Source organism: Phaeobacter sp. HF9A (assembly GCF_011806385.1).
Taxonomy (GTDB): domain Bacteria; phylum Pseudomonadota; class Alphaproteobacteria; order Rhodobacterales; family Rhodobacteraceae; genus Epibacterium.
Window position 1 is genome coordinate 1 of sequence record NZ_JAATOX010000018.1, and the last position, 22,325, is coordinate 22,325.

Consider the following 22,325-nt stretch of genomic DNA (forward strand, 5'->3'; position numbering starts at 1 on the left):
AAAGGAACCGCTATGGCGGATCAATTGTTCTGCGAAAAACGGCTTGACTGGGACGCCCCCGTTACCGAAGTCCAGACGCTGGATTCTGTGCAGGCTTCGTCAGAAAAAGTGATCCGGGACGCAGGCTTTGCCGTAGCCGGGGTATGCTGAACGAAATTCTTGACACAAGATACGCCGAACGGCGGCCTGGGCTGGCGCAACGTCATGAAAGAATACCTGTGTCGAAAAGCAAGATCGAGATTTCGCAGCAGACCCGATGGATGATTGCCGTGCGGGACAATCGGGACCGCGCCGCATTTGCCGCTCTATTCGATGCCTTTGCGCCCAAGCTAAAAGGCTTCATCATGCGCTCTGGAGCCTCCGCACATCAGGCCGAAGAAATCGTGCAGGACGTGATGCTGACAATCTGGCGCAAGGCAGCGCAGTTCGATCCGCATCGCGCTCAGGTCTCGGCCTGGATCTATCAGATCGCCCGAAACCGTCAGATTGACATCGCCCGCAAGGAAAACCGCCCCATGCCCGAGGAGCTGAAGGAAGAGCCGGGGACGGAACCCGACGCCAGCCAGATCCTCGGCCTGGAACAGGAAGCCGGGCAGTTGAGGCACGCGCTTGCCGCGCTCAAGCCCGAACAACGCGAGATCATTGAACAGGCCTATCTTGGCGAGCTGACTCATCAGGAGATCAGTGCGCAGACCGGTCTGCCGCTTGGAACAATTAAGTCGCGCATCCGGCTTGGACTGGAGCGCCTCAGACACGAGTTAAAGGACCTCAAATCATGAGTGCCATAACCCATCATGTCCCCGATGCCATGTTGGCCTCCTATGCGGCCGGCACCCTTCCGCATGCCTTCGCGGTCGCTGTGGCCAGCCATGTTTCAATGTGTGAGCAGTGCCGGGCGGCTTTGGGCGCGCATCAGGCGGTTGGCGGTGCCATTCTTGAAGAGACACCTTCTGTCGCGGTTTCCCCTGCGTTGAAGCGCGACCTGCTGGCACGGCTGGACGCGCCGTTCACACCAGAGCCGGTGTTTGAGCGAAAAGGCATCTTTCCCGGCCCGGTCATGGAAGCATTGAGAGGCCGTGCACTGCGTTGGAAAACACTGGGCATGGGGGTCCGTCAGGATATCCTGGCCGCGGACCCGAGCGGCTCTGTCCGACTGCTCTACATCCCGCCGGGACAGGCGGTGCCCGATCACGGCCATAACGGGTTGGAACTGACGTTGGTGCTGCAAGGCAGCTTCAGCGACGAAACCGGCCGATTTGGCGTTGGCGATGTCGAGATTGCCGACGAACACCTAGAGCATACGCCGGTTGCCGACGATGGAGACCCCTGTATCTGCCTGGCGGCAACGGACGCGCGATTGCGTTTTCGTGCGCTGGTGCCACGGCTGTTGCAGCCGCTGTTCCGAATTTAGCCCCAGCCGCACGTGACCTGTGTCGGAAGCCGTCCCTTTGGCGGCTTTCTTTTCGTCGGGATGTGTTGGACATGAGGAGGAGCTCCCCACGCGCGCCGCGCCTTCGGACCAATCTTGCGCTGGGTTCCAGCACGTTGTGGTGAAGGCGCTATTTGCCGCGATACACCAGCCAGTCCGGCAGCATCGCCAGCGCGCGGATCGCCCAGGAAAAAGGCGCCGGGAAATCGGTGCGAAAACGGCGCTTCGACATCGCCTTTATCACGCGGTCCGCCGCATCCTCGGGCGTCATCAGCATGGGCATGCGAAAGGTGTTTTTTCGCGTGAGGCGGGTCTTGATAAAACCGGGGTTGACCAGGCGCACCACGATGCCCGTTCCCCTGAGGTCAAAGCGCATGGTTTCGGCAAGGCTCACCACTGCGGCCTTGCTGGCGGCATATCCGATCGACGCGGGCAAGCCACGATAGCCGGCAAGCGAGCCGATCAGGGTGATATCACCGCGATCCCGCGCGACCATTGCAGGCACCACTTCCCCCAGGACACGCATCGCACCGGTGAAATTGACATCGGCCATGGTCAACGCGGTTTCGCTGTCCCAGGCCGTTGTGCGCATGGGCTCGTAGGTGCCGACATTGTAGATCCCCCCATCCACATCTCCCGCCACTTGGGCCGCCTGCCGCACCTCATCAACATCGGTCACATCCAGTGCAAGCACGGTCGCATTGCTCAACTCCGCCCGCAGGGAGTCCAGCCGCTCTGTATTGCGTGCCGACAGGATCAGATGGGCGCCTTGCGCGTCCAACCGTTTCGCCAGCGCCCGCCCCAGGCCCTCGCTTGCCCCGATGAGCCAGTAAGTCTTGCCGAAAAAATCATTCATTTGCTGACCTCACCCAAAGGTTGGCTGTCGCTCATCAAGACCGACGGCGCAGGTTGTTTCCGAAGAAATGGCGCGCGTTTCAGATAGAGGATCGCGGCCTGCCAATGAATCAGCGTCAAGACCCGGACCGCGCCCAAGGGGCGGCGAAGCGCGGCCCACAGAAGTGAGCCGTTTGTCGCCACATGCCGGTTTCCTGACAAGGTCGCCAAGACACCTTGATCCTCATTTTCAAAGACAATGCGAATATCTATCCGCGCGTCGCTGAAACCGAAATGAAACCGGTAGTGACCGGCGATTTCCTGAAAGGGCGAGACATGCATCAGCTTCTCGGCGATCAGCGCGTCGCTGCGTTCGATCGGGCGAAAATCCTCATGGGCGCAGAAATAGCAGTGCCTCTGGCCGAAGGTGCTGTTCACCTCCGCAACAAAGGCCCGTGGCCTGCCATCCACCAGCGCAATCCAAAAGCTGACTGGGTTGAAATGGAACCACAGGAAGCTGGGCTGGGTCAGCAACAAAAGCTCTGCGCCCTTGGTGTCGAAACCGCGCTCTTGCAGAACCTGCTCAAACCACGCCAGACCACGCCCGCCGCCCCGCGCTCCGCCGTGCTGACGATCCCACAGTGACCAGAGATTGAACCGGTTGCGCGACATCAGCCACGGGGTCTTGGCACTGAGATCGGTCAACACGAAATCAACGCCATAGCTGAATGTGTTCTTCAGCTTTCCGCGCCGGGCATGAAGGGTTCGGGCCTGTATATGTTCGAGCATCATACCTTCTATACGCCAGCGCGCCGCTTTTGGATCTGAAAAGACTGGCGATCTTTCGGGTTTTATTGATCCGACCTGACGCCCCCAGCGTAACAGCTTCATTACGCTGCAAAGTTGAGGACGGTATGTTCGATCAGACCCACGGCCCAAGAAAGAAGATCGCAATTGTTGGCGGAGGGATCTCCGGCCTGTCGGCGGCCTATTATCTGGCCCCCTTCCACGACGTCACCCTTTTCGAAGCGGCACCTCGATTGGGTGGGCACGCCCGCACCGTGATGGCAGGCAAGAACGGCGACCAGCCGGTCGATACCGGGTTCATCGTTTTCAATTACGTCACCTATCCTTTCCTGACGCGGCTGTTTCGTGATCTCGACGTCCCGGTGATCAAAAGCGAAATGAGCTTTGGCGCCAGCATCAACGACGGTCAGCTGGAATACGGGCTGAGCAGCATGGGCGCCATCACTGCCCAAAAGAGCAACTTGATGCGGCCACAGTTCTACAAGATGATCGCGGACATCATCCGTTTTGGAAAACGCGCCGAAGCTGCCGCCACCGATGATGAAAAGACCATCGGTGAACTGGTCGAGGAGCTCGGCCTCGGCACGTGGTTCCGCAACAACTATTTGATGCCAATGTGCGGTGCGATCTGGTCAACACCGGTTGAGGATGTGGACCGTTTCCCGGCGAAATCGCTGGTGCGGTTTTTCCGAAATCATGCGCTCTTGGCCGGTTCGGGCAAACACCAGTGGTGGACGGTGAAGGGCGGCAGCATCGAATATATACGCCGCCTGGACGCCGCGCTTCGCGCCCGGGGGTGCATCATTCGCACCGATACGCCGGTGCGCCATGTCCAGCGCGACGCCCAGGAGGTACGCCTCTTTGCTGACCATGGCCTTTCGGCCTCCTTTGACGAGATCATCCTGGCCTGCCACTCGGATCAGGCGCTGCAAATTTTGGGCAAAGACGCCACGCAAGCCGAAACCGACGCGCTGGGCAGTATTCGGTATCAACCAAACACCGCTGTTTTGCATTGTGACGCAAATCAGATGCCCCGGCGTCGTGCCTGCTGGTCGAGCTGGGCCTATCGCTCGCAAGACGGCAATATCGGCCTGACCTATTGGATGAACCGCCTTCAAAGCATCCCGGAGTCGGACCCGCTTTTCGTCACCCTGAACCCGTCCACCGAAATCCCGCAGGACATGGTCTATGACGTGGCGCATTTTGCGCACCCGATGTTTGACAAGGCTGCCATCAAGGCACAGCGCGACATTCGCGACATGCAGGGACGCAACCGGACGTGGTTTGCCGGCGCGTGGAACCGGCACGGATTTCACGAGGATGGGATCGCCAGCGCGATGCGCATCGTGCGCGCCCTGAATGACCGTCGCCAATTCAAAGGAATGGAAAATGCGTTTAACCAACAAAGCCCTGAAATCGAATTTCCTGTCCACTTGTGAACGGCTGCGTGACGGGCAACTGACGCTGCGCACCCCGGAAGGCGAGCGATATCACTTTGGGCACTCCGGCCCCGAGGCGGAAATGGTTATCCGCGACTGGTCTGCGGTCTCGGCCCTGGCCGCCCATGGCCAGGTGGGTCTTGGCGAAACCTATGTTCAGGGTCTCTGGGATACGCCCTCGGTCGAAGCGCTGGTGGCCCTTGCCATGCGCAACCGCGATTATCTGGGCACATTCGATCAGGCCAACCCATTCAACAAGGCCAAGTTCCGCCTGGTCGATACCGTGTTGCGGGCCAATTCACGTCGCGGTTCCCGTAAGAACATCCGCGCCCATTACGATGTGGGCAACGAGTTTTACGCACTGTGGCTGGACGAAGGAATGACATATTCCTCCGGCCTCTATGAACAAGCCGATGACGATCTGAACCGTGCGCAAACCCGCAAGAACGCGCGCGCGCTGTCGCGGCTCGGGAGCGGAGAGCGCACGCTCGAAATCGGCTGCGGATGGGGCGGATTTGCGGAACATGCCAGCGAAGAAGGGCGTGACGTGACCGGCGTAACCATATCGCGCACTCAGCATAGCTATGCCGAGTGCCGACTTGATGGCCGCGCCGATATCCAGCTGCGCGACTACCGCGACATAAATGGCCAATACGACAACATCGTTTCGATCGAGATGATCGAAGCGGTCGGAGAGCGCTATTGGCCCAGCTATTTTGCCACCCTCAAGCGCAACCTCGCAGAAGGCGGGCGCGTTCTTTTGCAAGCGATTACCGTCAAAGACAGTTTCTTTGACACCTACAAATCCTCCTCCGACTACATCCGCCAATACGTCTTTCCCGGTGGCATGTTGCTGTCTGACAGTGTGATCGCCGCCCAGGCCAAGACCGCGGGTTTCACCGTTCGCGACAGCTTTGCCTTCGGCCGGGACTATGCCCGAACCTGTCGCACCTGGGCCGAGCGTCTCGCCGCGCAGAAGCATCGCATTTCAGAAATGGGATATGACGAGCGCTTCTTTCGCAACTGGCAATATTATCTGGAGATTTGCGCGGCCTCCTTTGCCGTGGGTCACACCGATGTCGTTCAGGTGGAGTTGGCCCATGCCTAGCTTTATCTGCCCGTCTGCATGGCTTGCATTGCCCATGGGGGCAGGCCTCTGGGGCAAGACCCGCGCCCGGGCGCTCTCTTGGGGCGACGCCAGCGAGTCGAACGCCTTTAGCCGCACGCCGAAAGACGCATGATGCTGTATCCGCGTGTCAGCCTCTATGCGCTGATGCTGGCCGCGGCTGGCATTCCGCTCTATATCCATTTGCCGCGATTTGCGTCGATCGAGCTTGGGCTCGGTCTGGGCGTGATCGGCACCATCCTGTTTGCAATCCGGCTGGTCGATCTTGTGCAGGACCCGCTGATCGGCTGGGCAATCGACCGCTGGCCGCGTGCACAAAGCCTGTTTGCAAGCATCGCAGCACTTGGGTTGGCGATCGGCTTTCCGTTGCTCTTTACCGCCCAGCCCGGACCACAGGTGGTGCCACGCCTGGTCGTCATCCTCGTGCTGCTCTTCTCCGCCTACAGCCTGGGCATGATCCTCCTCTATGGGCGCAGCGCCACTCTGGCAGCCTCGCCGACACCCCAGGCCCTGATGACGCTGGCATCCTTTCGCGAGGGGGGCATGCTTGCCGGCGTGGTGATTGCGGCCATTGCCCCGGCCATCTTCGTCGCCCTCGGGGCTGGCGGACAAGGATACCAGGCCTTCGGTCTGTTTCTTGGCGCCATGGCCCTTGGCATTGCCGCGATCACCTTGCCGATCTGGCGCCGTCCTGTCGTCCTGGGAGACAGGCTTTCCATGGAGGGCCTGCGCCAGGCTGGCGCGCTACGGCTTCTTATTCTGGCGTTGGTCAACAGCCTGCCCGTGGCGATCACATCAACCTTGTTCTTGTTCTTCGTCGAAGACCGTCTTCTGCTGCCAGGCAAGGCCGGCCCCCTTTTGGTGCTGTTCTTTCTCAGCGCAGGGCTCAGCGTGCCGCTCTGGACCCGGCTGAGCCAGAAGATGGGCCCCAAGACCACGTTGCTGATCGCGATGCCTCTGGCAATCCTCGGTTTTGTGGGGGCGGCGTTGCTGGCACCCGGCAATCTGGCAGGATTTGCGCTGATCTGCCTGGCCTCCGGTGCCGCCTTGGGGGCCGATATGGTCATCCTGCCCGCAATGTTCTCTGTGGCCCTGACCCACGCGGGTCTCAAGGCCTCGCTGGCGTTCGGCATCTGGTCCTTTGCGGGCAAACTTGGTCTTGCCCTGGCGGCTTTCGCGGTTCTTCCCGTTCTTGAACACAGTGGCTTCATTCCTGGCGGGACAAACAGTGCCGAAGCCTTGAAGACATTGAATATCTCCTACGCCGTCATTCCCTGCATCCTGAAACTCGGCGCCCTGGCACTCGTCATGGCGCTTCCCACCGAGGAGCCAACCAAATGAAACTCATTACGGCCCTGCTTCTGCTTGTCATCTTGGTCATGGCGGCAAAGTCCATGTTCTTCAGCTTTCGCGCGCAGACCCCGGCAGATTACGCCGATACCAGCCCTGCCTTCTCCTTGCAGACCCACCTGAACGGTGAAATCCGGTCCGAAGGTGTGATCTTCGGTCCAACCGGCAAGATGACGAACAGTTTCGTTGCCAGAATGGTCGGCGAATGGGACGGCGACACGGGCACCCTGAGCGAGGAGTTCACCTATTCAAACGGCAAACAACAACGTCGTGAATGGTCCCTGAAAATGGGCGCTAACAACACCTTCACCGGCACGGCTGATGATATCATTGGCGAGGCGCAGGGCGTGGTTTCGGGATCGACGATCAGAATGGACTACCAGATCGTTCTGCCAAAGGAGTCAGGCGGTCATACGCTGACAGCAACCGACTGGCTGTATCTGACCGAAAGCGGCGTCATCATGAACAAGTCAGAGATGCGCATGTTTGGCATCAAGGTGGCGGAGCTGATCGCAACCATGCGCCCGGATCCCGAGGCCCAGCGCTGAGCCAGGCCGCGACCTCTTCCCAAAGCCTCTCTCGCCCCGGCAGAAAGCCCCCCGCGTGGCCGATGCGGCGCAGGCCGAGGTCGCGTGGCCTGCGAAAGGCGAGCTCGCTCGATGCATTGGGATAGAGGGCGAGCAGGTCTGGGGCGCTTTTGCGCGTGGCGATGGGATCGTCGGAGAAGACCCAGGAGCGGATCGGGGCCGTGACCTCGGCATAGGATTGCAGCTGCGATGCTGATGCAAGGTCGCGGCGCAAATACCCGGGACGCTGGCACCACCGCCGCCAGGTGCGAAACAGGCGCGGCGGCAAGGCTTCGCCGCTCCAGCCTCCGATCGGCATTATCTGCTTGTATCGCAACAGCGAATAGGGCCCAAGCCCCCACCAGAAATACAGCTCCAGTGGAATGTACCACAGATGGTGCGCGCCCCAATAGCCGCTGCCGACACCGATAAAAGCATGTCGCGATAATTCAATTTGATTGGCGGCAAGACCCAGGAAATGGCCACCGACACTATGCCCGATATGTGTCAGCGGCAGCCCCTTGGCCTGGTGGCGCAGCGTGTCAATCGCGCTGGGCAGGTCAAGGCTTCCCCAATCGGTGTAGTCGATCTGATCAAAGCCCTCGTCGCCGTTGCGCGACTCGGCGATGCCCCGATAATCATAGGTCAGCACCATCGCACCCCGGGCGGCGAGGTAGCCCGCGATGTGGCGGTAAAACCGTCGTGGAAAACCGGTTCCAGCGGATATCAGCACCCCATAGTGCGGCACATCCCGCCCCCGGTAGAGCGTGCCCACCAGAGGCCAGCCGTCGCGCGCGGCGAACTGAATATCCTCTGCGTGAACCTCCGTCATCGGGCGTGCCACTGTCCTGTTGCTGGTCAGCTGTGCGTTTCCTTGTCAGGAGGCGCACAGCCGGTTTGCATTGCATGGGTGATGCCTGACCGGCCAAGGCGCGGCGGCATCTTGCGTCATGCCTCGCTGCTGTCCAGAAGCGCGGCGAACCGGGTCAGCAGCTGATGTTTCAGGATCTTGCCGGTGGCCGCAGCCGGGAGGGTCTCGACAACAAAGATGCGTGACGGGCGTTTATACCCGGCCAGGCGTTCGGCGACAAAAGACCTTAATGTCGCAGCATCCGTGGCTCCGGGGGCTGTTGGCTGAACAAAGGCCAGGATCTCCTCGTCGCCATGCGCGGGGCGTCCGATCACGGCGCATTGCACCACGGCGGGGTGATCGTTCAGCGCCGCCTCCACCTCGGGGGGGTAGACATTGAACCCGCCGCGGATGATCAGCTCCTTTGAGCGCCCAACGATGTGCAGACGCCCCTGATCGTCAAACCGTCCCAGATCACCGGTGCGCAGCCAGCCATCCGTGATCGCTTGCGCGGTGGCCTCGGGGTTGCGGAAATAGCCGGTCATCACATGCGCACCACGGGTCAGCACCTCGCCGACCTCCGGGTCTTCGCCGAGGGCCAGGTCCAGCGTGACCTCGACACCTGGCAGCGGCGGCCCGACCGAGGTATCAGGATCGCCAATGGCGTTGCGCGTGCCAGAGACACCGGCGGTGCTTTCGGTCATGCCATAGCCGTTCTGCAACGGCAGCCCGTAAAAGGCCTCGGCCTTGCGCTTCCAGGCTGGATCAAGCGGGGCCGCGCCGGAGGAGACATAGCGCAGTTTGGCGTTTTCCAGCCGCGAAATACCCTGCTTCTCGGCATAGGCCATCAACAGCGCATGCATCTGAGGCACCGCAGGCAGCACGGTCACCCCGTCCAGCAGCGCGGAATAGAGCCTGGCCGGATCAAACCGCGTCACCAGCTCCACCATCGCGCCGACCTGGGCAGAGGCCATCAGCATGGAGGCAACGCCAAACACATGGGTTAGGGGCAGCCCGCCATAAACGTGATCCTCGGCGGTGAGATCCCGCAGCCCAACCGACGCCTGCGCGGCAAACAGCAGGTTGGCGTGGCTGAGCATCACGCCCTTGGGATCGCCGGTGGTCCCGGTGGTATAGAGCAGGATCGCAGGGGCGTCGGCCTCATCCGGGATCGGCTCGGGGTCGGGCGTGCCGGGTTCAAACCGGAGCCTGCCAAAGCCGGTGTCCAGAGCCTCGGCCGATCCTGCATGGGCGGCCGCCTCGGGCGAAATATGCGAGGTATAGAGCGTGAGCACGGGCCGCGCGTGGGTCTTGATCCGGGCGATTTCGGCGCTGGACATGCGCGCGTTGACCGGCACGGCCCAGACGCCGATGCGCGAACAGGCGTTGATCAGAACCGGCAGGGAGAGGCAGTTTTCCCCCACGACCAGCACCCGCTCGCCCGGGGCGGCGCCACGATCACGCAGCAGGGTCTCTGCCTCCTGCACGAGGGCGGCATAGGCGCCCCAGCTATAGGTTTCACCGTCGCAATCCCGGATTGCGGGGCGTTCTGAGCGCGTGGCCAGGTTCTGGTCCAGCAGGTGGTGAATACGGGATGGCGTCATGCGTCGCCTCCTTTCTGAAGCCGCGCGCGTTTGAACACGCCGGTGGCCGAGGCGATCAGCACGCCGGTTTCATCCACCAGATCCGCCGCCAGGAACAGGATGGACCGACCGCCGCCGGTGATGCGCGCGGTGGCGGTGACACGGGTGCCGGCCATGACGGGCGCCATGAACTGCGTCGCCATCGAGATGGTCAGGAACGGTGTGCGGGCGCTTTCATCGACGGTCAGCGAACAGGTGGCGCCCATGGCATTGTCCAGCAGCGTCGCGGCAATGCCGCCATGCAGCACATCGTGGCGGTTGGTATGCGCCCCGGTCACGTCCAGATGGCAGCGGGCGCAGCCATCCTCGTGACCGATGGTGAGCACATAGCCAAGCGTCTGCTGGGCGCCGGTCTCGTTGCGGATCTCCTCGATCATGCGGCGCTCTGTGCCAGGGCGATGAAGCGCTCAAGGTGGTAATCCGCGTCGCCAAAGCGATGATCAACCATGCTGAGGCGTTTGGCGAAATGGCCAAGGGCGTATTCCATCGTCATGCCGATACCGCCATGCATCTGGATCGACTCTTCGACCACCAGCCGCGCGGTGCGGCCAACAAGGTTCTTGGCAGCCGAAACATGCAGCTCGCGCTCGGGGGCGTCGAGGTGACCACAGAGGTTGATGACAGCCGAACGGACCTGCTCGATCTCGATCAGCACATCCGCCATACGGTGTTGCAGGGCCTGGAATTTGCCGATGGGCTGGCCGAACTGGCGACGCTGGCGCAGGTAATCGACGGTCAGGGCCTTGATGGTTTCCATCAGGCCAAGCGCCTCGGCGCATTGCGCGGCACTGGCGCGGGCCTGTGCGGTCTGGATCAGGGCAAAGCCGTCCTCCGTCAGCCGCGCGTCGGCGTCGAGCGTGACATCCAGCACCAGTTCCGCGGCACGGCCACCGCCATGCAGGGGATAGTCGCGCATCTGCATGGCGTCGGTCGGCACCAGGAAGAGGCCGATGCCCTCGGCGGCGTCCGTCGCGCCAGCGAGGCGGGCGCTGACAATGCAGGTCTCGGCGGCGGCGGCATTGTGGACCACGGCCTTGCTGCCCTTCAGCACCCAGCCATCGCCGCTCTGCTGCGCGGTGGTGGACACCTGTGACAGCTCATAGCGCGAGTCGGGCTCGGCATGGGCGAAGGCGATGATACGGCCCGCGATGATCTCCTCCACCAGCGCGGGGCGGGTGGAGGCAAGGACGGTGCCAGACAGCAGCGCGCTGTCGATCAGCGGCGACGGCAGGCCGGCGCGGCCCAGTTCCTCGGCCACGACCATGATGTCAAAACCAGCACCGCCAAAGCCTCCCTCGTCCTCGGTGAACATCGCGCCGGGCAGGCCCATCTCCACCAGCTGTTCCCAGAGCTCCGGGTCGAGACCGGTGATGCTGTCGGTCGCCTTGGCAATGCTTTCATGGTCGGTGGTGTCCGACAGGATGCGGCGCAGGCTGTCCTGCAACATCTGGCGTTCTTCGGTGAGTTTGAAATCCATCGGTCAGAGCTCCAGAATGGCTTTGGAAATGATCGCGCGCTGCACCTCGTTGGAGCCGCCGTAGATCGAGAGTTTCCGGTTGTTCAGATAGGCCTGGGTGGCAGGCAGCGCATAGTCCGGGCCGATGGGGTCCAGATTGCTGCCCTCGTCCAGCTGTTCCGAGACAAAGGGCGCGGCGTAGGGGCCAACCGCCTGTTTGGTCAAGGCATTGATTTGCTGGCGAATAACCGTGCCCTTGACCTTCAGCATCGAGCTTTCGGCCCCCGGTGCCTGACCGGATGCGGCGGCGGCGATGGTGCGCAGGTTTGTGGTGGCCATGGCCATCAGGTCGATTTCCACCTCGGCAAGTTTGGCGGCGAAAAACGGGTTTTCGATCAGCGGCTTACCATGGTGGGTTTGCTCGCCCGCGATGCGTTTCAGTGCCGCCAGCCCGGCGCGGGCAAAGCCGACACCGGCGATATTGGTGCGCTCGTGTGTCAGCAGGTATTTGGCATAGGTCCAGCCCATGTTTTCGGTGCCGACAAGGTTTTCGGCGGGCACGCGCACATCTTTGAACCAGACCTCGTTTACCTCCGGTTCGCCGTCGATCAGCACGATGGGGCGGACCTCGATGCCGGGGGTGTTCATGTCGATCAGCAGGAAGGAAATCCCCTCTTGCCGCTTGCCCTCGCGCGAGGTGCGCACCAGGCAGAAAATCATGTTGGCATGCTGGCCAAGGGTGGTCCAGGTCTTCTGGCCGTTGACGACGTAGTGATCGCCGTCCCGCACCGCGCTGGTCTGCACATTGGCCAGATCCGATCCGGCGCCCGGTTCGGAATAGCCCTGGCACCACCAGTCATCACCGTTGAGGATGCGCGGCAGGTAATGCGCCTTTTGTGCGTCGGAGCCGAATTTCATCAGCACCGGACCCAGCATCGCAACGCCAAAGGGCACGATGCGCGGGGCGTTGGCGCGGGTGGTTTCCTCTTCGAAGATATGGCGCTGCACCGCGTCCCAGCCGGTGCCGCCATGCTCTGTCGGCCAGTTGACACCGAGCCAACCCTGCTGGTTCAGGATCGCGTGCCACTCTTCAAAATCCTGCTTTGTCAGGCGTTTACCAGAAGCCACCTTCAGCGACAGGCGCTCTGGCAGCTTGTCGCGCAGGAAAGTGCGGACGGTCTCGTGAAAGGCGAGTTGTTCAGCGGAATAGCTAAGATCCATGGGTCAGGCTCCGAAAATTTCAAACAGGCCAGCGGCACCCTGGCCGCCGCCCACGCACATGGTGACAACGCCGAGCTTGGCCCCCCGGCGACGGCCTTCGCGCAGCAGATGCCCGGCCATACGGGCGCCGGTCATGCCAAAGGGGTGACCGATCGAGATGCCGCCGCCGTTGACGTTGAGGCGGGCATTGTCGATGCCGAGCTGGTCGCGGCAATAGATCACCTGCGAGGCGAAGGCCTCGTTCAGCTCCCAAAGGTCGATATCATCCACCGTCAGGCCGTGGCGCGCCAGCAGCCGGGGGATGGCAAAGACCGGACCGATGCCCATCTCGTCGGGCGCGCAGCCCGCGACGGCATGACCGAGATAGCGGCCAAGCGGCGCGAGCCCGGCCTTTGCGGCCTCGTCTTCATGCATCATGACCAGCGCGGCGGCGCCGTCCGACAGTTGCGAGGCATTGCCGGCGGTGATGAACTTATCCTCTCCCCGCACCGGTTTCAGGCTGGCCAGCCCTTCGGCGGTGGTGCTCGGACGGTTGCATTCATCCTGCGCAATGGTCAGCGTCTGATGCGAAACCTCGCCGGTTTCCTTGTCTTTTACGGCCTTGGTGACCTCCATCGGGACGATCTCATCCGCATAGAGACCTGCGGCCTGGGCGGCGGCGGTACGGCGCTGGCTTTCCAGCGCCAGCTCGTCCTGCGCCTCGCGGCTGATGCCATAGCGTTCAGCGACATTATCGGCGGTTTCGATCATCGTCACATAGAGATCGGGGCGATGGGCCTCGACCCAGGCTTCGCGCGCATGCCGGGGCGTTGGCTGGTTCAGCGAGATGCTCTCGACCCCGCCAACGAGCATCGCCCGCGCGCCCTCGTTGATGGCCTGTCCGCCCATGGCGATGGCCTGAAGCCCCGAGGCACAAAAGCGGTTGACGGTGGTGCCGGCAACGGTGTCAGGCAGCCCCGCGCGGATCACCGCCTGGCGCGCAACATTGCCGCCGGTGGCATGTTCGGGATAGCCGGTGCCCCAGATGGAATCCTCCAGCAGCGCCGGATCCAGCCCGGCGCGCTCCACCGCGTGACGGGCGACATGGCCCGCCATTGTGACACCATGGGTCATGTTGAAAGCCCCCCGCGCGGCTTTGCCGATTGCGGTGCGGGCGGTTGAAACGATTACGGCACGCGACATTATGCGGCTCCTTCGTTGAGGTCGCCAAAGGTCTTACCCTCGGCGACGAGACGTTCAAGCAGGGGGGCGGGGGTCCAGAACCAGGGGTCTTCGCGCGCCCAGTCCTGAATATCGGCGAGCAGACCCGGCAGGCCCTCGCGGTCGGCCCAGAGCATCGGGCCGCCGCGCCAGCGCGGAAAGCCGTAGCCATAGAGCAGCGTGACGTCGATATCGAGCGGCCGGGCGGCGATGCCATCTTCCAGCACTTTCGCCGCCTCATTGACCATGGCCGCCATGTAGCGGCGCTGGATCTGTTCAGGCTCCAGCACCTGTTGCGATTGATCCCCCCGGGCGGCGTCGATCAGGGGCTGCACCTCAAGGTTCGGCGTCGGGCTGCCCTCGCCATAGCAATAATACCCGCTGCCGGATTTTCGGCCGAGCCAGCCCCGGTGATACATCTCATCCGCCCAGGTCGGCACGATGTCACGCGGGTCGCGGGTGGCGGCTTTGCGCTGGCGGGTCATATAACCGATGTCGAGTCCGGCCAGATCGCTCATCTCAAAAGGCCCCATCGGCAGGCCAAAGGCGCGGATCGCCTCGTCGATCTGCCAGGGCGAGGTGCCCGCAAGGATCATCCGGTCGGCGGCGGCGCGATAGGTGGCGAGGATACGGTTGCCGATAAAGCCGTCACAGACGCCCGCTTTCACGGCGGTCTTGCCGAGCCGCTTGGCCAGGGCAAAGGCCGTCGCCGTGACCTCGGGCGCGGTCTGATCTGCGACCACCACCTCCAGCAGCTTCATGACATGCGCGGGCGAGAAGAAATGCAGGCCGATCACATCGCCGGGACGGCTGGTGGCCTGCGCGATTTCGTTCACATCGAGGTAGGAGGTGTTGGTGGCAAGGATCGCGCCCGGTTTCATCACCGCATCAAGGCAGCCAAAGACCTGTTTCTTGACGTCCATATTCTCGAAAACGGCCTCGATTGCCAGATCGGCATCGGCAAGCGCCGCGTAATCGGTGGCAAGGCTCAGGCGCGCAAGTGCCGGGGCGCTGTCTGCCAGCTTGCCACGTTTCACGGCGGCGTCGAGATTGCCGGTGATGGTCTGCCGCGCGCGGTCAAGGCCCGCGTCATCCTGTTCGATCAGCGTGACGGTGAGACCACGCAGCAGGCAGGCGGTGGCGATCCCGGCCCCCATGGTGCCGCCGCCGATCACCCCGACATGATCCAGCGAACGGGCGGCAATGCCCTGAAGCTCGGGCAGTTTGGCGACCTTGCGGTCGTTGAAAAACGCATGGATCATCCCGGCGCGCTGCGGCGTCTCCATCAGCTCCAGGAACAGGCGGCGTTCCTCGCGGATGCCCTCTTGCAGCGGCAGGGTGCAGGAGGCTTCGACCGCGTCGATGGCGCGCAGGGGGGCCACCTGTCCCCGGGATTTCGCGGCCCAGCTTTTGCGGGCGCTGGCAAAGAGGTCGGCGTCATGCGCGGGCGCAGGCAGAGCGCCGGTGCGCCGGGTCGGAGCGCTCTGCGCCAGCAGCTCCTGCGCATAGGCCAGCCCCTCGGCGCGGGGATCGCCCTCGACCAGACGGTCGATCAGGCCGATTTTCAGCGCCTTTTCGGCAGAAAGAGGCGCGCCGCTGCACATGGCGTCCAGCGCCGGGCCAACACCCGTCAGCCGGGGCATGCGCTGCGACCCACCCGCGCCGGGGATCAGGCCAAGCGCCACCTCGGGAAAGCCAAAGCGCGCGCCGCTCACCGCAAGCCGGTAATGGGCACCAAGTGCGATCTCGCAGCCGCCGCCCAGGGCGGGGCCGTGAACGGCAGCGACGACGGGCTTGGTTGCATCCTCAATCCGGGTGCAGAGGTCGGGCAGGTAGGGCTCCACCGGCGGTTTGCCGAATTCGGTGATATCCGCGCCGCCCAGGAACAGGTTGCCGTCGCCGACAATCAGCGCGATGCGCGCGTCCGCGTCTGCGTCAAAACGGTCGATCGCCTCCCACAGGCCCTGCCGCACGGCCTGGCCGAGGGCGTTCACCGGCGGATTTGCGATGGTGATGATCGCGACCGCACCGTCGCGGTCGTAGCGGATGGGATTGCTGGCCTGGCTCATGGGTGAAGGCTCCGTTTCGTTTCGGGCAAGGGGGTCTCGTTCAACTGCGCAGGGTGATGGAGGGCGGCTGTCCCATCATGCGCTCAAGCTCGCTGACCGCATCGTTGAGACGCGGACCGACTTCGTTCTCCATGCGCGCGACGCTCAGGTCGGCGGGCATCGCACCGGCGGTAAACACCACCGGTTCGGCAAAGTCGCGGGCGTGGAAGGGTTTGCTGACGGCGTGGATGTCAGCGGCGAAATACTGGTCCGGCGGGGTGATGGCAAAACCGCGGGTGATAAGCTGGTCATGCGCCGTGCGGCGGACGTCCTGCGCGCGTTCCACCGTGAGGCCGCCGTCGTTCAGCGCATTGGCGACGGTGGTGGCAAACAGCTCGTCGCTCATTGCCGCCAGCATCGTATGCCCCGAGGAGGTGCCATGAAACGGCAGGCGGTGACCGGCCTCCAGCCAGAGGGAGGAGACCCCGCGCGGCCGCCAGGTGCGCAGGATCAGGAGCTTGGCATTGTCACGCACCAGAAGCAGCGCCAGGGTGCCGGTCTCATCCGCCAGCCGCTGCATGATCGGGCTGCTGACATCCACAAAGGACACCGAGGCCTGCGCCACATTGCCAAGCGCAAGCAGCGCCGGGCCGGGGCGATAGCGGTCATTGCGGCGGGCGTGGGTCAGATAGCCAAGCGAGCGCAGGGTGAAGGTCAGACGCGAGACCGTGCTCTTTGGCAGCCCCGTGCGCTCGGCGATTTCGGCATTGCCGAGCCCGTCATCCGAGGCGCGGAAGGCGCGCAGCACCATCAGCCCCCGGGCGAGGGTGGTGGCGAAGCGGCGGTCATTGGTGTCTGGAAGCGAGGTCATTGGCGGGCCTTACATGGAGTTCGGGATCAACAATGACAGTATCGGGAAGGCCATGATCAGCGCCAGAACGATAAAATCGACCGACAGGAACCGCACGATGCCCGAGAAGATCTGGTTGCTCGGCACCTCTTTGCCCACCACCGAGGCGATGACAAAGACATTGAGCCCCACGGGCGGCGTGATCAGCCCGATCTCCAGCAGCTTGATCACCACAACGCCGAACCAGATCAGGTTCAAACCGTAGCCTTCGACCAGCGGCACCAGCAGCGGCAGCGTCAGCACCATGATGCCGATCGGATCCAGGAACATCCCCAGGATCAGATAGATCGCGGCAATCGCCAGCATCAGCAGGACCACGTTCAAATCAGCCGCCTGCACCGCGCCGACGATATCCCCGGCAACACCGGTGAGGGCGATAAAGGCGACAAAGATCTTGGCGCCAGCCGCGATGATAAAGATCGAGGTGGTCTGGATCACCGTATCGCGCAGCGCGTCAAAGACCGCCCGCAGGGTCAGCGTGCCCTGGGCAAAGCCGATCAACAGGGTGGTGCTGACGCTGATCGCTGCGGCCTCGGTCGCCGTGAACAGCCCACCATAGATACCGCCAACGATGATGACGAAGAGCATCGCGGCAGGCCAGGCATCGGCGGCGGCACGCAGACGCTCGCGGCGCGTGATGATCCCCGGGGCAACCGGCGCGGCGGCGGGGTCGCGACGGACCCAGAGCCAGATCACCAGAAGAAAGCCGATCAGCGAAATCAGCCCCGGAAGCACGCCCGCAAGAAACAGCGAGGAGATCGAGGTCTCGGTGAAAATACCGTAGATGATGAACAGCACCGACGGCGGGATCAGGCTGCCAAGCGTGCCGCCCGCGGCGACCGAGGCCGTCGCCAGGCGCTTGTCATAGCCCATGCGCAGCATCTCGGGCGCGCAGATGCGGCCCATCGTCGATGCACAGGCAATCGAGGAGCCGGTGATCGCCGAAAATCCGCCGCAGCCCACCACCGAGGCCATGGCGACGCCGCCGGGGATACGGGTCAGCCAGACCCGGGCGGCGTGATAGATCCTTGTGGTGATCTCGGCCTTATAGGCGATATGCCCCAGCGCCACGAAGAGCGGGATCATCGACAGATCATAGCTGTGGATCAGATCAAAACTGTTGGAAAACACCAGGCTGGAGGTCGGGCGCCAGGCTCGGTCGGGGTTGAAGGCCCCGGTGCGGAAGGCAAAGATGACAAAGCTGCCAAGCGTCGCCACTCCGGTCAGTGCAAAAGCGATCGGGACGCGCAGGGCCAAGAGGCCAATCAACGCGGCAAAGGCGATCAATCCGATCAGTGTTCCGTCCATATTCAGTGACCTCCGATGCCGGGTTCGGACAGGCGCTCGTTGCGCAGAAGGCAGCGCAGGTCGGTGGCTGTCATCACCAGAAGGCGCAGCCAGCAGATGACCATTCCGGCCAGGAAAATCAGGCGTCCCGGCCATTTCGGCACTGCCAGCTCGCCAAAGTAAAAAGAGGATTTCTCGATCGCGCCGGCGGTTTCGCGCCAGCCCGCCCAGATCAACGGCAGGAGCGCCAGCAGGCCGAAGATGGATCCGAAGATGATCAGCGCATCCGACAGCCGCGCCGGGATGCGGTTCGCCAGGAACTCCACCGCGATATGCGCCCGGTTGGCGGTGGTGGCGGCCAGCGGCAGTACCACCGCCGCGACCATGAGATCCGCCACCACGATGGTGCTGTCGGGCACGCCCGAGTTGAACAGGGCCCTGAGCAGGACATTGGCCGTGATGACCAGGCCAAGCGCAAGGACGGCACAGATGGAAAGATCGACGAGCAGGCGCTCGATCCGGCGCAACATGGGACACCTATCAGCTAGGGGATAACGGTCGGAGCAGAGGACCGGGCCAGCCGCCAGGGGCCGGCCCGGTGAAAGAGCAGTCTGGGATCAGCGCGTCCAGGGATAGCCTTGTTCGTCCCGCTCCGCGGTGAATTTCGCCAGCAGGTCCTTGTATTCCGCCAGCATGGCCTCGCCATCCAGGCCAACCGCATTGGCGCGCTCGATCCAGGCCGCGACATAGGGCGCACCGCCCTCGACCAGCTTGGCGCGGTCCGCATCAGGCAGGGTGATGATCTCGACGCCAGCGTCCTTCATGGTCTGCAGGGCCCGGTCATTGTCAGCGATGATCAGGCGACCGAGCTCGTCCGCCATGCCTTCGCCCGCGGTCAGAAGCGCATTTTGGTCGGCTTCGGACAGGCTGTCGAACATGTCCTTGTTCATCAGGATGCCCAGCGCGCCGACCTGACCCCAGTTCAGCAACGTATAGCTGTCGATCACCTCGTGTTGCTTCAGCGCGGCGGTGGCGTAGCTGTAGCCCTGCGAACAATCGAGCAGGCCGGAATCCAGCCCCTGATAGGCATCATAGACCGACATCGGCACCATATTGGCCCCAAGATCCCGGAAGGTGTCGCCATAGGCGCCAACGCCCCGCACCTTGAGCCCGCTGATATCCTCGACCGAACGGATCGCCGCGCCTTTGCAGCCGATGTGAACGGCCGATGTGGTGAAGGTGCCGATATAGACCAGGTTCATCTCGGCCAGGTTGGCGCGGACGCTCTCGTTGGTGCGCATAAGCGTGTCGGTGGCCTTCATGCCGACCCAGGCGTCATCGTTCTGAAGCGGCAGATCGGCGATGCCATAGGCAACCATCTCCTGCGGGAAGTAGACCGAAATGACGGTGCCGAGATCGGCAACACCATCCGCAATGCCGCCCAGCGCCGCGCCTGCCTTAAAGAGCGCACCACCCCATTGGATATCGAAGTTCAGATCGCCCGACAGCGTCGTGGCTTCCTCAGCAAACCAGTTCAACGCGGCGGCACGGGCGCCCCGGTTGGGACCAGCTTCGGCCAGAATCAGTGTTGTGTCGGCCTGCGCAACAGGCGCGACCGCCATCAGCCCGCAAAGCGTTGCTGCCTTGAAAAACGTCATAGTTTCCTCCCTTAATTCCACTATGCAGAATTATATTCGCATAATTGATCTGAAATCAGGTCAGAAGGCAAGACATTTTTGGATCCGATCATCCGGATAGGGATTTCGGGAGAAGCAGATGGAACTGTCGGGAGGCAAGACGCGAGGTCTTGCTATGATGCGAGCTGTGCGGTCTCGGTCAGGGGCGTGATGTCGCTTGTGAACTCATGCTGAATGACCGCCTCTGGCGTGACCTCGATGGCGGTGCCCGGCTTGACCTCAATCCAGGTGTCGCGCCCATCGTCCAGCGGTTCGGAGGAAACGATGTGACCCTCCGCGCAGGGGCGCACGTAAAGGCTTGGCGCGAACCCATCAGAGGCCATTCTCGCAGCAAAGAGCCGTGTGCCATCGGACCAACAGGCCGCGAAGCGCATGAAGGGGGTTGTTCCGTATCGCTCGGCCATGGATTGCACATCATTGACCGCCCGCGCCATCGCGCCGATCGGATCGGTCTGCAACCCGTGCCCCAGAGCAATCAGAAAAATCGCCTCGCTATCCGTCGCGCCAAAGCGCGATCCATAGAGATCGGACGGAATCAAGGCGTCCAGAGCCTGCCGAAAGCGCTCGTGCCCGCCCGCCTGGCCATTGTGCATGAAACACCAATTGCCCACCGCGAACGGGTGGCTGTTGTTGCGCGAGGTCGCCATCCCAGTGGAGGCCCGGACATGCGCCAAGAACAGCCCGGACTTGATATGACCGGCGAGCTGCTTGAGGTTGGGATCGGACCAGGCGGGATGGGTATCCTTGTACAGACAGGGCGTTTCACGATGCGCATACCAGGCCAGCCCAAACCCATCCGCGTTGATCGGGGTCTTGCCGATCAGCGCGTTGCGGCTCTGCGCCACGAGGGATTGTTTTTGGTCGAGCACAAGTTCGTCGATAAATCGCGGCGCGCCGACCCAGGCAAGAAATCTACACATTATGCAGCCACCATTGAAAAGCGCGCGGTCTTTGTGTCAGCGCGATACAGCATGCGTTGCTCGCGCGAATTGCGGGCCACATCCCTGACAGCCTCTATAATCCGATCTGCTTTAGAATTCGTCATCAGCACAGAGAACCCGAGCCGGGTCCAACCGGGCTTCTCGATCTCCCGGCCCTCCAGGATATCCGCACGCAGCGCCTCGGAGCGGCTCTGGTCGATCCCGAGCAGGCGATGCGCATAGGGGCCGGCACAGGCACAGCCACCCCGCGCCTGCACCCCATGCAAATCTGACAGCATCCGGGTGACCAATTGCTGATGCACGGGCGCCCCATCCGGGTCGGTGACGGTAAAGGAAAAAATCGGCATGCGGCGCGCACGCGGCTGGCCAAGGATCTGCAAGCCGGGAAAATCCGCCCAGGCCGCCTCGGCCCGTTGGCGCAGCTCTTGCAGGCGGGTCGCGGTATACTCCGGGCCGATCGCATCCTTGACGATGAAGCAAAGTGCGGCCCGCAAATCGCCGACAACGTTCGGCGTGCCCGCCTCTTCGCGCGCGACAACATCGTCGGAGTAATCATGCCCCCAGGGCGACACAAAGCGGACAGTGCCGCCACCGGGCAATGTCGGCCTCATGGCCTTTACCGCTTCACGGCGCAGGATCAGAACGCCGGACGCTCCAGGCCCGCCAATGAACTTATGGGGGGACAGCACCACGGCATCAATCTGGGCCTGCGCGTCGCCGGCCAGATCAATCGGCAGATAGGGCGCGCCGCCGGCATAGTCCCAGATGCTGATGGCACCATGCGATTTGAGCACCGCCGTGACCTGCCGGACGTCCGTCACGATGCCGGTCACATTCGACATGGCGGAGAAAGCCCCGATGACGCGGCGCCCCTTATGGGCGCTCAGGGTGGCGCGCAGGATGTCCATATCCGGGCCGCCCGCCTCTGCCTCGGGGATTTCAATGACCTCTGCGCCGCTCTCGCGCCAGGGAAGGATATTGGAATGATGCTCATAGGGCCCGATCAGCACCACGGGGGATTGCGCCCCCTGCCCCGCCGCCTCAACGCCCAGCAGACCGACCAGACGATTGATACCCGCGGTCGCGCCGGAGCCGGTGAAGATGACATCATATTGGTCATTGCCGCCGCAGCTCTTCAGGATGATCTGGCGCGCCCGTCGCCGCAGCCGCGTCATCATCTGCCCGCAGAAGGAAGCCTCGGTATGACTATTGGCATAGATCGGCAGAATGTCCTCGACCACGAAGTCTTCGACCTGGCGCAATCCCCGGCCCGAGGCCACATAATCCGCGTATATCAAAGGGTTCGACCCATTGGGGCCTGGCACGTCGATGCCATCTCCGATCAATCCACGGCGCAGGTTTTCGATCAGATTCGCCTGCCCCAAGGAAGCCTTGAAACGATCAAATTGGTCCAATTGTGCTGCGCCAGTCATCGCCTGTAACCCTTATCCATGCCTTCGCAGATTGATACCACCGCCGATGCGTGGAATACTTCACCAAAATATCACCTAGATCTGCGGA

21 protein-coding genes are annotated in these 22,325 nt (G+C 62.8%); 6 read left to right on the top strand and 15 right to left on the bottom strand.

Annotation, left to right across the window (positions count from 1 at the left end; translation table 11 throughout):
* The first annotated feature begins 143 nt into the window (after positions 1 to 143).
* The gene (locus tag HCZ87_RS05295) at positions 144 to 779 is read left to right on the top strand and encodes a sigma-70 family RNA polymerase sigma factor (RefSeq protein WP_167642727.1); all 636 of its coding nucleotides are present in this window, start codon (positions 144 to 146) and stop codon (positions 777 to 779) included.
* Complete coding sequence (locus HCZ87_RS05300; protein ID WP_167642728.1) at positions 776 to 1,411, top strand: ChrR family anti-sigma-E factor; 636 nt, start codon at positions 776 to 778, stop codon at positions 1,409 to 1,411. The genes HCZ87_RS05295 and HCZ87_RS05300 overlap by 4 nt, the downstream gene beginning before the upstream one ends.
* A 148-nt stretch (positions 1,412 to 1,559) precedes the next feature.
* On the opposite strand, the gene HCZ87_RS05305 is transcribed toward HCZ87_RS05300, so the two are convergent.
* Positions 1,560 to 2,285, bottom strand: a complete 726-nt coding sequence (locus HCZ87_RS05305; protein ID WP_167642729.1) for an SDR family oxidoreductase — start codon at positions 2,283 to 2,285, stop codon at positions 1,560 to 1,562.
* A complete protein-coding gene (locus HCZ87_RS05310) occupies positions 2,282 to 3,052 on the bottom strand; it encodes a DUF1365 domain-containing protein (RefSeq protein WP_167642730.1) in 771 nt (256 codons plus the stop codon). The genes HCZ87_RS05305 and HCZ87_RS05310 overlap by 4 nt, the downstream gene beginning before the upstream one ends.
* A gap of 125 nt (positions 3,053 to 3,177) precedes the next feature.
* Between HCZ87_RS05310 and HCZ87_RS05315 the strand changes: the two genes are divergently transcribed.
* From HCZ87_RS05315 to HCZ87_RS05330, 4 genes are all read left to right on the top strand, one after another.
* Positions 3,178 to 4,509, top strand: coding sequence for an NAD(P)/FAD-dependent oxidoreductase (locus tag HCZ87_RS05315; RefSeq protein WP_167642771.1), 1,332 nt, complete (start codon positions 3,178 to 3,180; stop codon positions 4,507 to 4,509).
* Positions 4,460 to 5,617 carry a cyclopropane-fatty-acyl-phospholipid synthase family protein gene (locus tag HCZ87_RS05320; RefSeq protein WP_167642731.1) on the top strand — a complete coding sequence of 386 codons (1,158 nt, stop codon included), beginning with the start codon at positions 4,460 to 4,462 and terminating at the stop codon, positions 5,615 to 5,617. Before HCZ87_RS05315 ends, HCZ87_RS05320 begins: the two co-directional genes overlap by 50 nt.
* A gap of 132 nt (positions 5,618 to 5,749) precedes the next feature.
* A complete protein-coding gene (locus tag HCZ87_RS05325) occupies positions 5,750 to 6,976 on the top strand; it encodes an MFS transporter (RefSeq protein ID WP_167642732.1) in 1,227 nt (408 codons plus the stop codon).
* Positions 6,973 to 7,533 (top strand): DUF3833 domain-containing protein, encoded by a 561-nt coding sequence (locus tag HCZ87_RS05330; protein ID WP_167642733.1) that lies wholly within the window; start codon positions 6,973 to 6,975, stop codon positions 7,531 to 7,533. The genes HCZ87_RS05325 and HCZ87_RS05330 overlap by 4 nt, the downstream gene beginning before the upstream one ends.
* On the opposite strand, the gene HCZ87_RS05335 is transcribed toward HCZ87_RS05330, so the two are convergent.
* The 13 genes from HCZ87_RS05335 to HCZ87_RS05395 form a co-directional block, all read right to left on the bottom strand.
* Positions 7,478 to 8,383 carry an alpha/beta hydrolase gene (locus HCZ87_RS05335; RefSeq protein ID WP_167642734.1) on the bottom strand — a complete coding sequence of 302 codons (906 nt, stop codon included), beginning with the start codon at positions 8,381 to 8,383 and terminating at the stop codon, positions 7,478 to 7,480. The two genes, HCZ87_RS05330 and HCZ87_RS05335, sit on opposite strands and share 56 nt — an antisense overlap.
* Positions 8,384 to 8,499: 116 nt before the next feature.
* Positions 8,500 to 10,005, bottom strand: coding sequence for a class I adenylate-forming enzyme family protein (locus HCZ87_RS05340; protein ID WP_167642735.1), 1,506 nt, complete (start codon positions 10,003 to 10,005; stop codon positions 8,500 to 8,502).
* A complete protein-coding gene (locus HCZ87_RS05345) occupies positions 10,002 to 10,421 on the bottom strand; it encodes a PaaI family thioesterase (protein WP_167642736.1) in 420 nt (139 codons plus the stop codon). Before HCZ87_RS05345 ends, HCZ87_RS05340 begins: the two co-directional genes overlap by 4 nt.
* Positions 10,418 to 11,521, bottom strand: coding sequence for an acyl-CoA dehydrogenase family protein (locus tag HCZ87_RS05350; RefSeq protein ID WP_167642737.1), 1,104 nt, complete (start codon positions 11,519 to 11,521; stop codon positions 10,418 to 10,420). Before HCZ87_RS05350 ends, HCZ87_RS05345 begins: the two co-directional genes overlap by 4 nt.
* Before the next feature lie 3 nt (positions 11,522 to 11,524).
* Positions 11,525 to 12,721 (bottom strand): acyl-CoA dehydrogenase family protein, encoded by a 1,197-nt coding sequence (locus HCZ87_RS05355; RefSeq protein ID WP_167642738.1) that lies wholly within the window; start codon positions 12,719 to 12,721, stop codon positions 11,525 to 11,527.
* A gap of 3 nt (positions 12,722 to 12,724) precedes the next feature.
* Positions 12,725 to 13,903 (bottom strand): acetyl-CoA C-acyltransferase, encoded by a 1,179-nt coding sequence (locus HCZ87_RS05360; RefSeq protein ID WP_167642739.1) that lies wholly within the window; start codon positions 13,901 to 13,903, stop codon positions 12,725 to 12,727.
* Positions 13,903 to 15,990 (bottom strand): 3-hydroxyacyl-CoA dehydrogenase NAD-binding domain-containing protein, encoded by a 2,088-nt coding sequence (locus HCZ87_RS05365; protein ID WP_167642740.1) that lies wholly within the window; start codon positions 15,988 to 15,990, stop codon positions 13,903 to 13,905. Before HCZ87_RS05365 ends, HCZ87_RS05360 begins: the two co-directional genes overlap by 1 nt.
* Before the next feature lie 40 nt (positions 15,991 to 16,030).
* Complete coding sequence (locus tag HCZ87_RS05370) at positions 16,031 to 16,840, bottom strand: IclR family transcriptional regulator (RefSeq protein WP_167642741.1); 810 nt, start codon at positions 16,838 to 16,840, stop codon at positions 16,031 to 16,033.
* A 9-nt stretch (positions 16,841 to 16,849) separates the two neighbouring features.
* Positions 16,850 to 18,187: a TRAP transporter large permease gene (locus HCZ87_RS05375; protein ID WP_167642742.1), complete on the bottom strand. Its 1,338-nt coding sequence runs from the start codon at positions 18,185 to 18,187 to the stop codon at positions 16,850 to 16,852.
* A 2-nt stretch (positions 18,188 to 18,189) separates the two neighbouring features.
* Complete coding sequence (locus HCZ87_RS05380; RefSeq protein ID WP_167642743.1) at positions 18,190 to 18,696, bottom strand: TRAP transporter small permease; 507 nt, start codon at positions 18,694 to 18,696, stop codon at positions 18,190 to 18,192.
* An 87-nt stretch (positions 18,697 to 18,783) separates the two neighbouring features.
* Positions 18,784 to 19,824 carry a C4-dicarboxylate TRAP transporter substrate-binding protein gene (locus tag HCZ87_RS05385; RefSeq protein WP_167642744.1) on the bottom strand — a complete coding sequence of 347 codons (1,041 nt, stop codon included), beginning with the start codon at positions 19,822 to 19,824 and terminating at the stop codon, positions 18,784 to 18,786.
* 152 nt (positions 19,825 to 19,976) lie between these two features.
* Entirely contained in the window at positions 19,977 to 20,783 is an 807-nt protein-coding gene (locus HCZ87_RS05390; RefSeq protein WP_167642745.1) for a class II glutamine amidotransferase, read from the bottom strand.
* A complete protein-coding gene (locus HCZ87_RS05395; RefSeq protein WP_167642746.1) occupies positions 20,783 to 22,237 on the bottom strand; it encodes an aminotransferase class V-fold PLP-dependent enzyme in 1,455 nt (484 codons plus the stop codon). The genes HCZ87_RS05390 and HCZ87_RS05395 overlap by 1 nt, the downstream gene beginning before the upstream one ends.
* Between the last annotated feature and the right edge of the window lie 88 nt (positions 22,238 to 22,325).

Excerpts from the sequence above, each read along its gene's own strand:
- HCZ87_RS05295 (WP_167642727.1), top strand. The coding sequence starts at position 144 with ATGCTGAACGAAATTCTTGACACAAGATACGCCGAACGGCGGCCTGGG.
- HCZ87_RS05300 (WP_167642728.1), top strand. The coding sequence starts at position 776 with ATGAGTGCCATAACCCATCATGTCCCCGATGCCATGTTGGCCTCCTAT.
- HCZ87_RS05305 (WP_167642729.1), bottom strand. The coding sequence starts at position 2,285 with ATGAATGATTTTTTCGGCAAGACTTACTGGCTCATCGGGGCAAGCGAG.
- HCZ87_RS05310 (WP_167642730.1), bottom strand. The coding sequence starts at position 3,052 with ATGCTCGAACATATACAGGCCCGAACCCTTCATGCCCGGCGCGGAAAG.
- HCZ87_RS05315 (WP_167642771.1), top strand. The coding sequence starts at position 3,178 with ATGTTCGATCAGACCCACGGCCCAAGAAAGAAGATCGCAATTGTTGGC.
- HCZ87_RS05320 (WP_167642731.1), top strand. The coding sequence starts at position 4,460 with ATGCGTTTAACCAACAAAGCCCTGAAATCGAATTTCCTGTCCACTTGT.
- HCZ87_RS05325 (WP_167642732.1), top strand. The coding sequence starts at position 5,750 with ATGCTGTATCCGCGTGTCAGCCTCTATGCGCTGATGCTGGCCGCGGCT.
- HCZ87_RS05330 (WP_167642733.1), top strand. The coding sequence starts at position 6,973 with ATGAAACTCATTACGGCCCTGCTTCTGCTTGTCATCTTGGTCATGGCG.
- HCZ87_RS05335 (WP_167642734.1), bottom strand. The coding sequence starts at position 8,383 with ATGACGGAGGTTCACGCAGAGGATATTCAGTTCGCCGCGCGCGACGGC.
- HCZ87_RS05340 (WP_167642735.1), bottom strand. The coding sequence starts at position 10,005 with ATGACGCCATCCCGTATTCACCACCTGCTGGACCAGAACCTGGCCACG.
- HCZ87_RS05345 (WP_167642736.1), bottom strand. The coding sequence starts at position 10,421 with ATGATCGAGGAGATCCGCAACGAGACCGGCGCCCAGCAGACGCTTGGC.
- HCZ87_RS05350 (WP_167642737.1), bottom strand. The coding sequence starts at position 11,521 with ATGGATTTCAAACTCACCGAAGAACGCCAGATGTTGCAGGACAGCCTG.
- HCZ87_RS05355 (WP_167642738.1), bottom strand. The coding sequence starts at position 12,721 with ATGGATCTTAGCTATTCCGCTGAACAACTCGCCTTTCACGAGACCGTC.
- HCZ87_RS05360 (WP_167642739.1), bottom strand. The coding sequence starts at position 13,903 with ATGTCGCGTGCCGTAATCGTTTCAACCGCCCGCACCGCAATCGGCAAA.
- HCZ87_RS05365 (WP_167642740.1), bottom strand. The coding sequence starts at position 15,990 with ATGAGCCAGGCCAGCAATCCCATCCGCTACGACCGCGACGGTGCGGTC.
- HCZ87_RS05370 (WP_167642741.1), bottom strand. The coding sequence starts at position 16,840 with ATGACCTCGCTTCCAGACACCAATGACCGCCGCTTCGCCACCACCCTC.
- HCZ87_RS05375 (WP_167642742.1), bottom strand. The coding sequence starts at position 18,187 with ATGGACGGAACACTGATCGGATTGATCGCCTTTGCCGCGTTGATTGGC.
- HCZ87_RS05380 (WP_167642743.1), bottom strand. The coding sequence starts at position 18,696 with ATGTTGCGCCGGATCGAGCGCCTGCTCGTCGATCTTTCCATCTGTGCC.
- HCZ87_RS05385 (WP_167642744.1), bottom strand. The coding sequence starts at position 19,824 with ATGACGTTTTTCAAGGCAGCAACGCTTTGCGGGCTGATGGCGGTCGCG.
- HCZ87_RS05390 (WP_167642745.1), bottom strand. The coding sequence starts at position 20,783 with ATGTGTAGATTTCTTGCCTGGGTCGGCGCGCCGCGATTTATCGACGAA.
- HCZ87_RS05395 (WP_167642746.1), bottom strand. The coding sequence starts at position 22,237 with ATGACTGGCGCAGCACAATTGGACCAATTTGATCGTTTCAAGGCTTCC.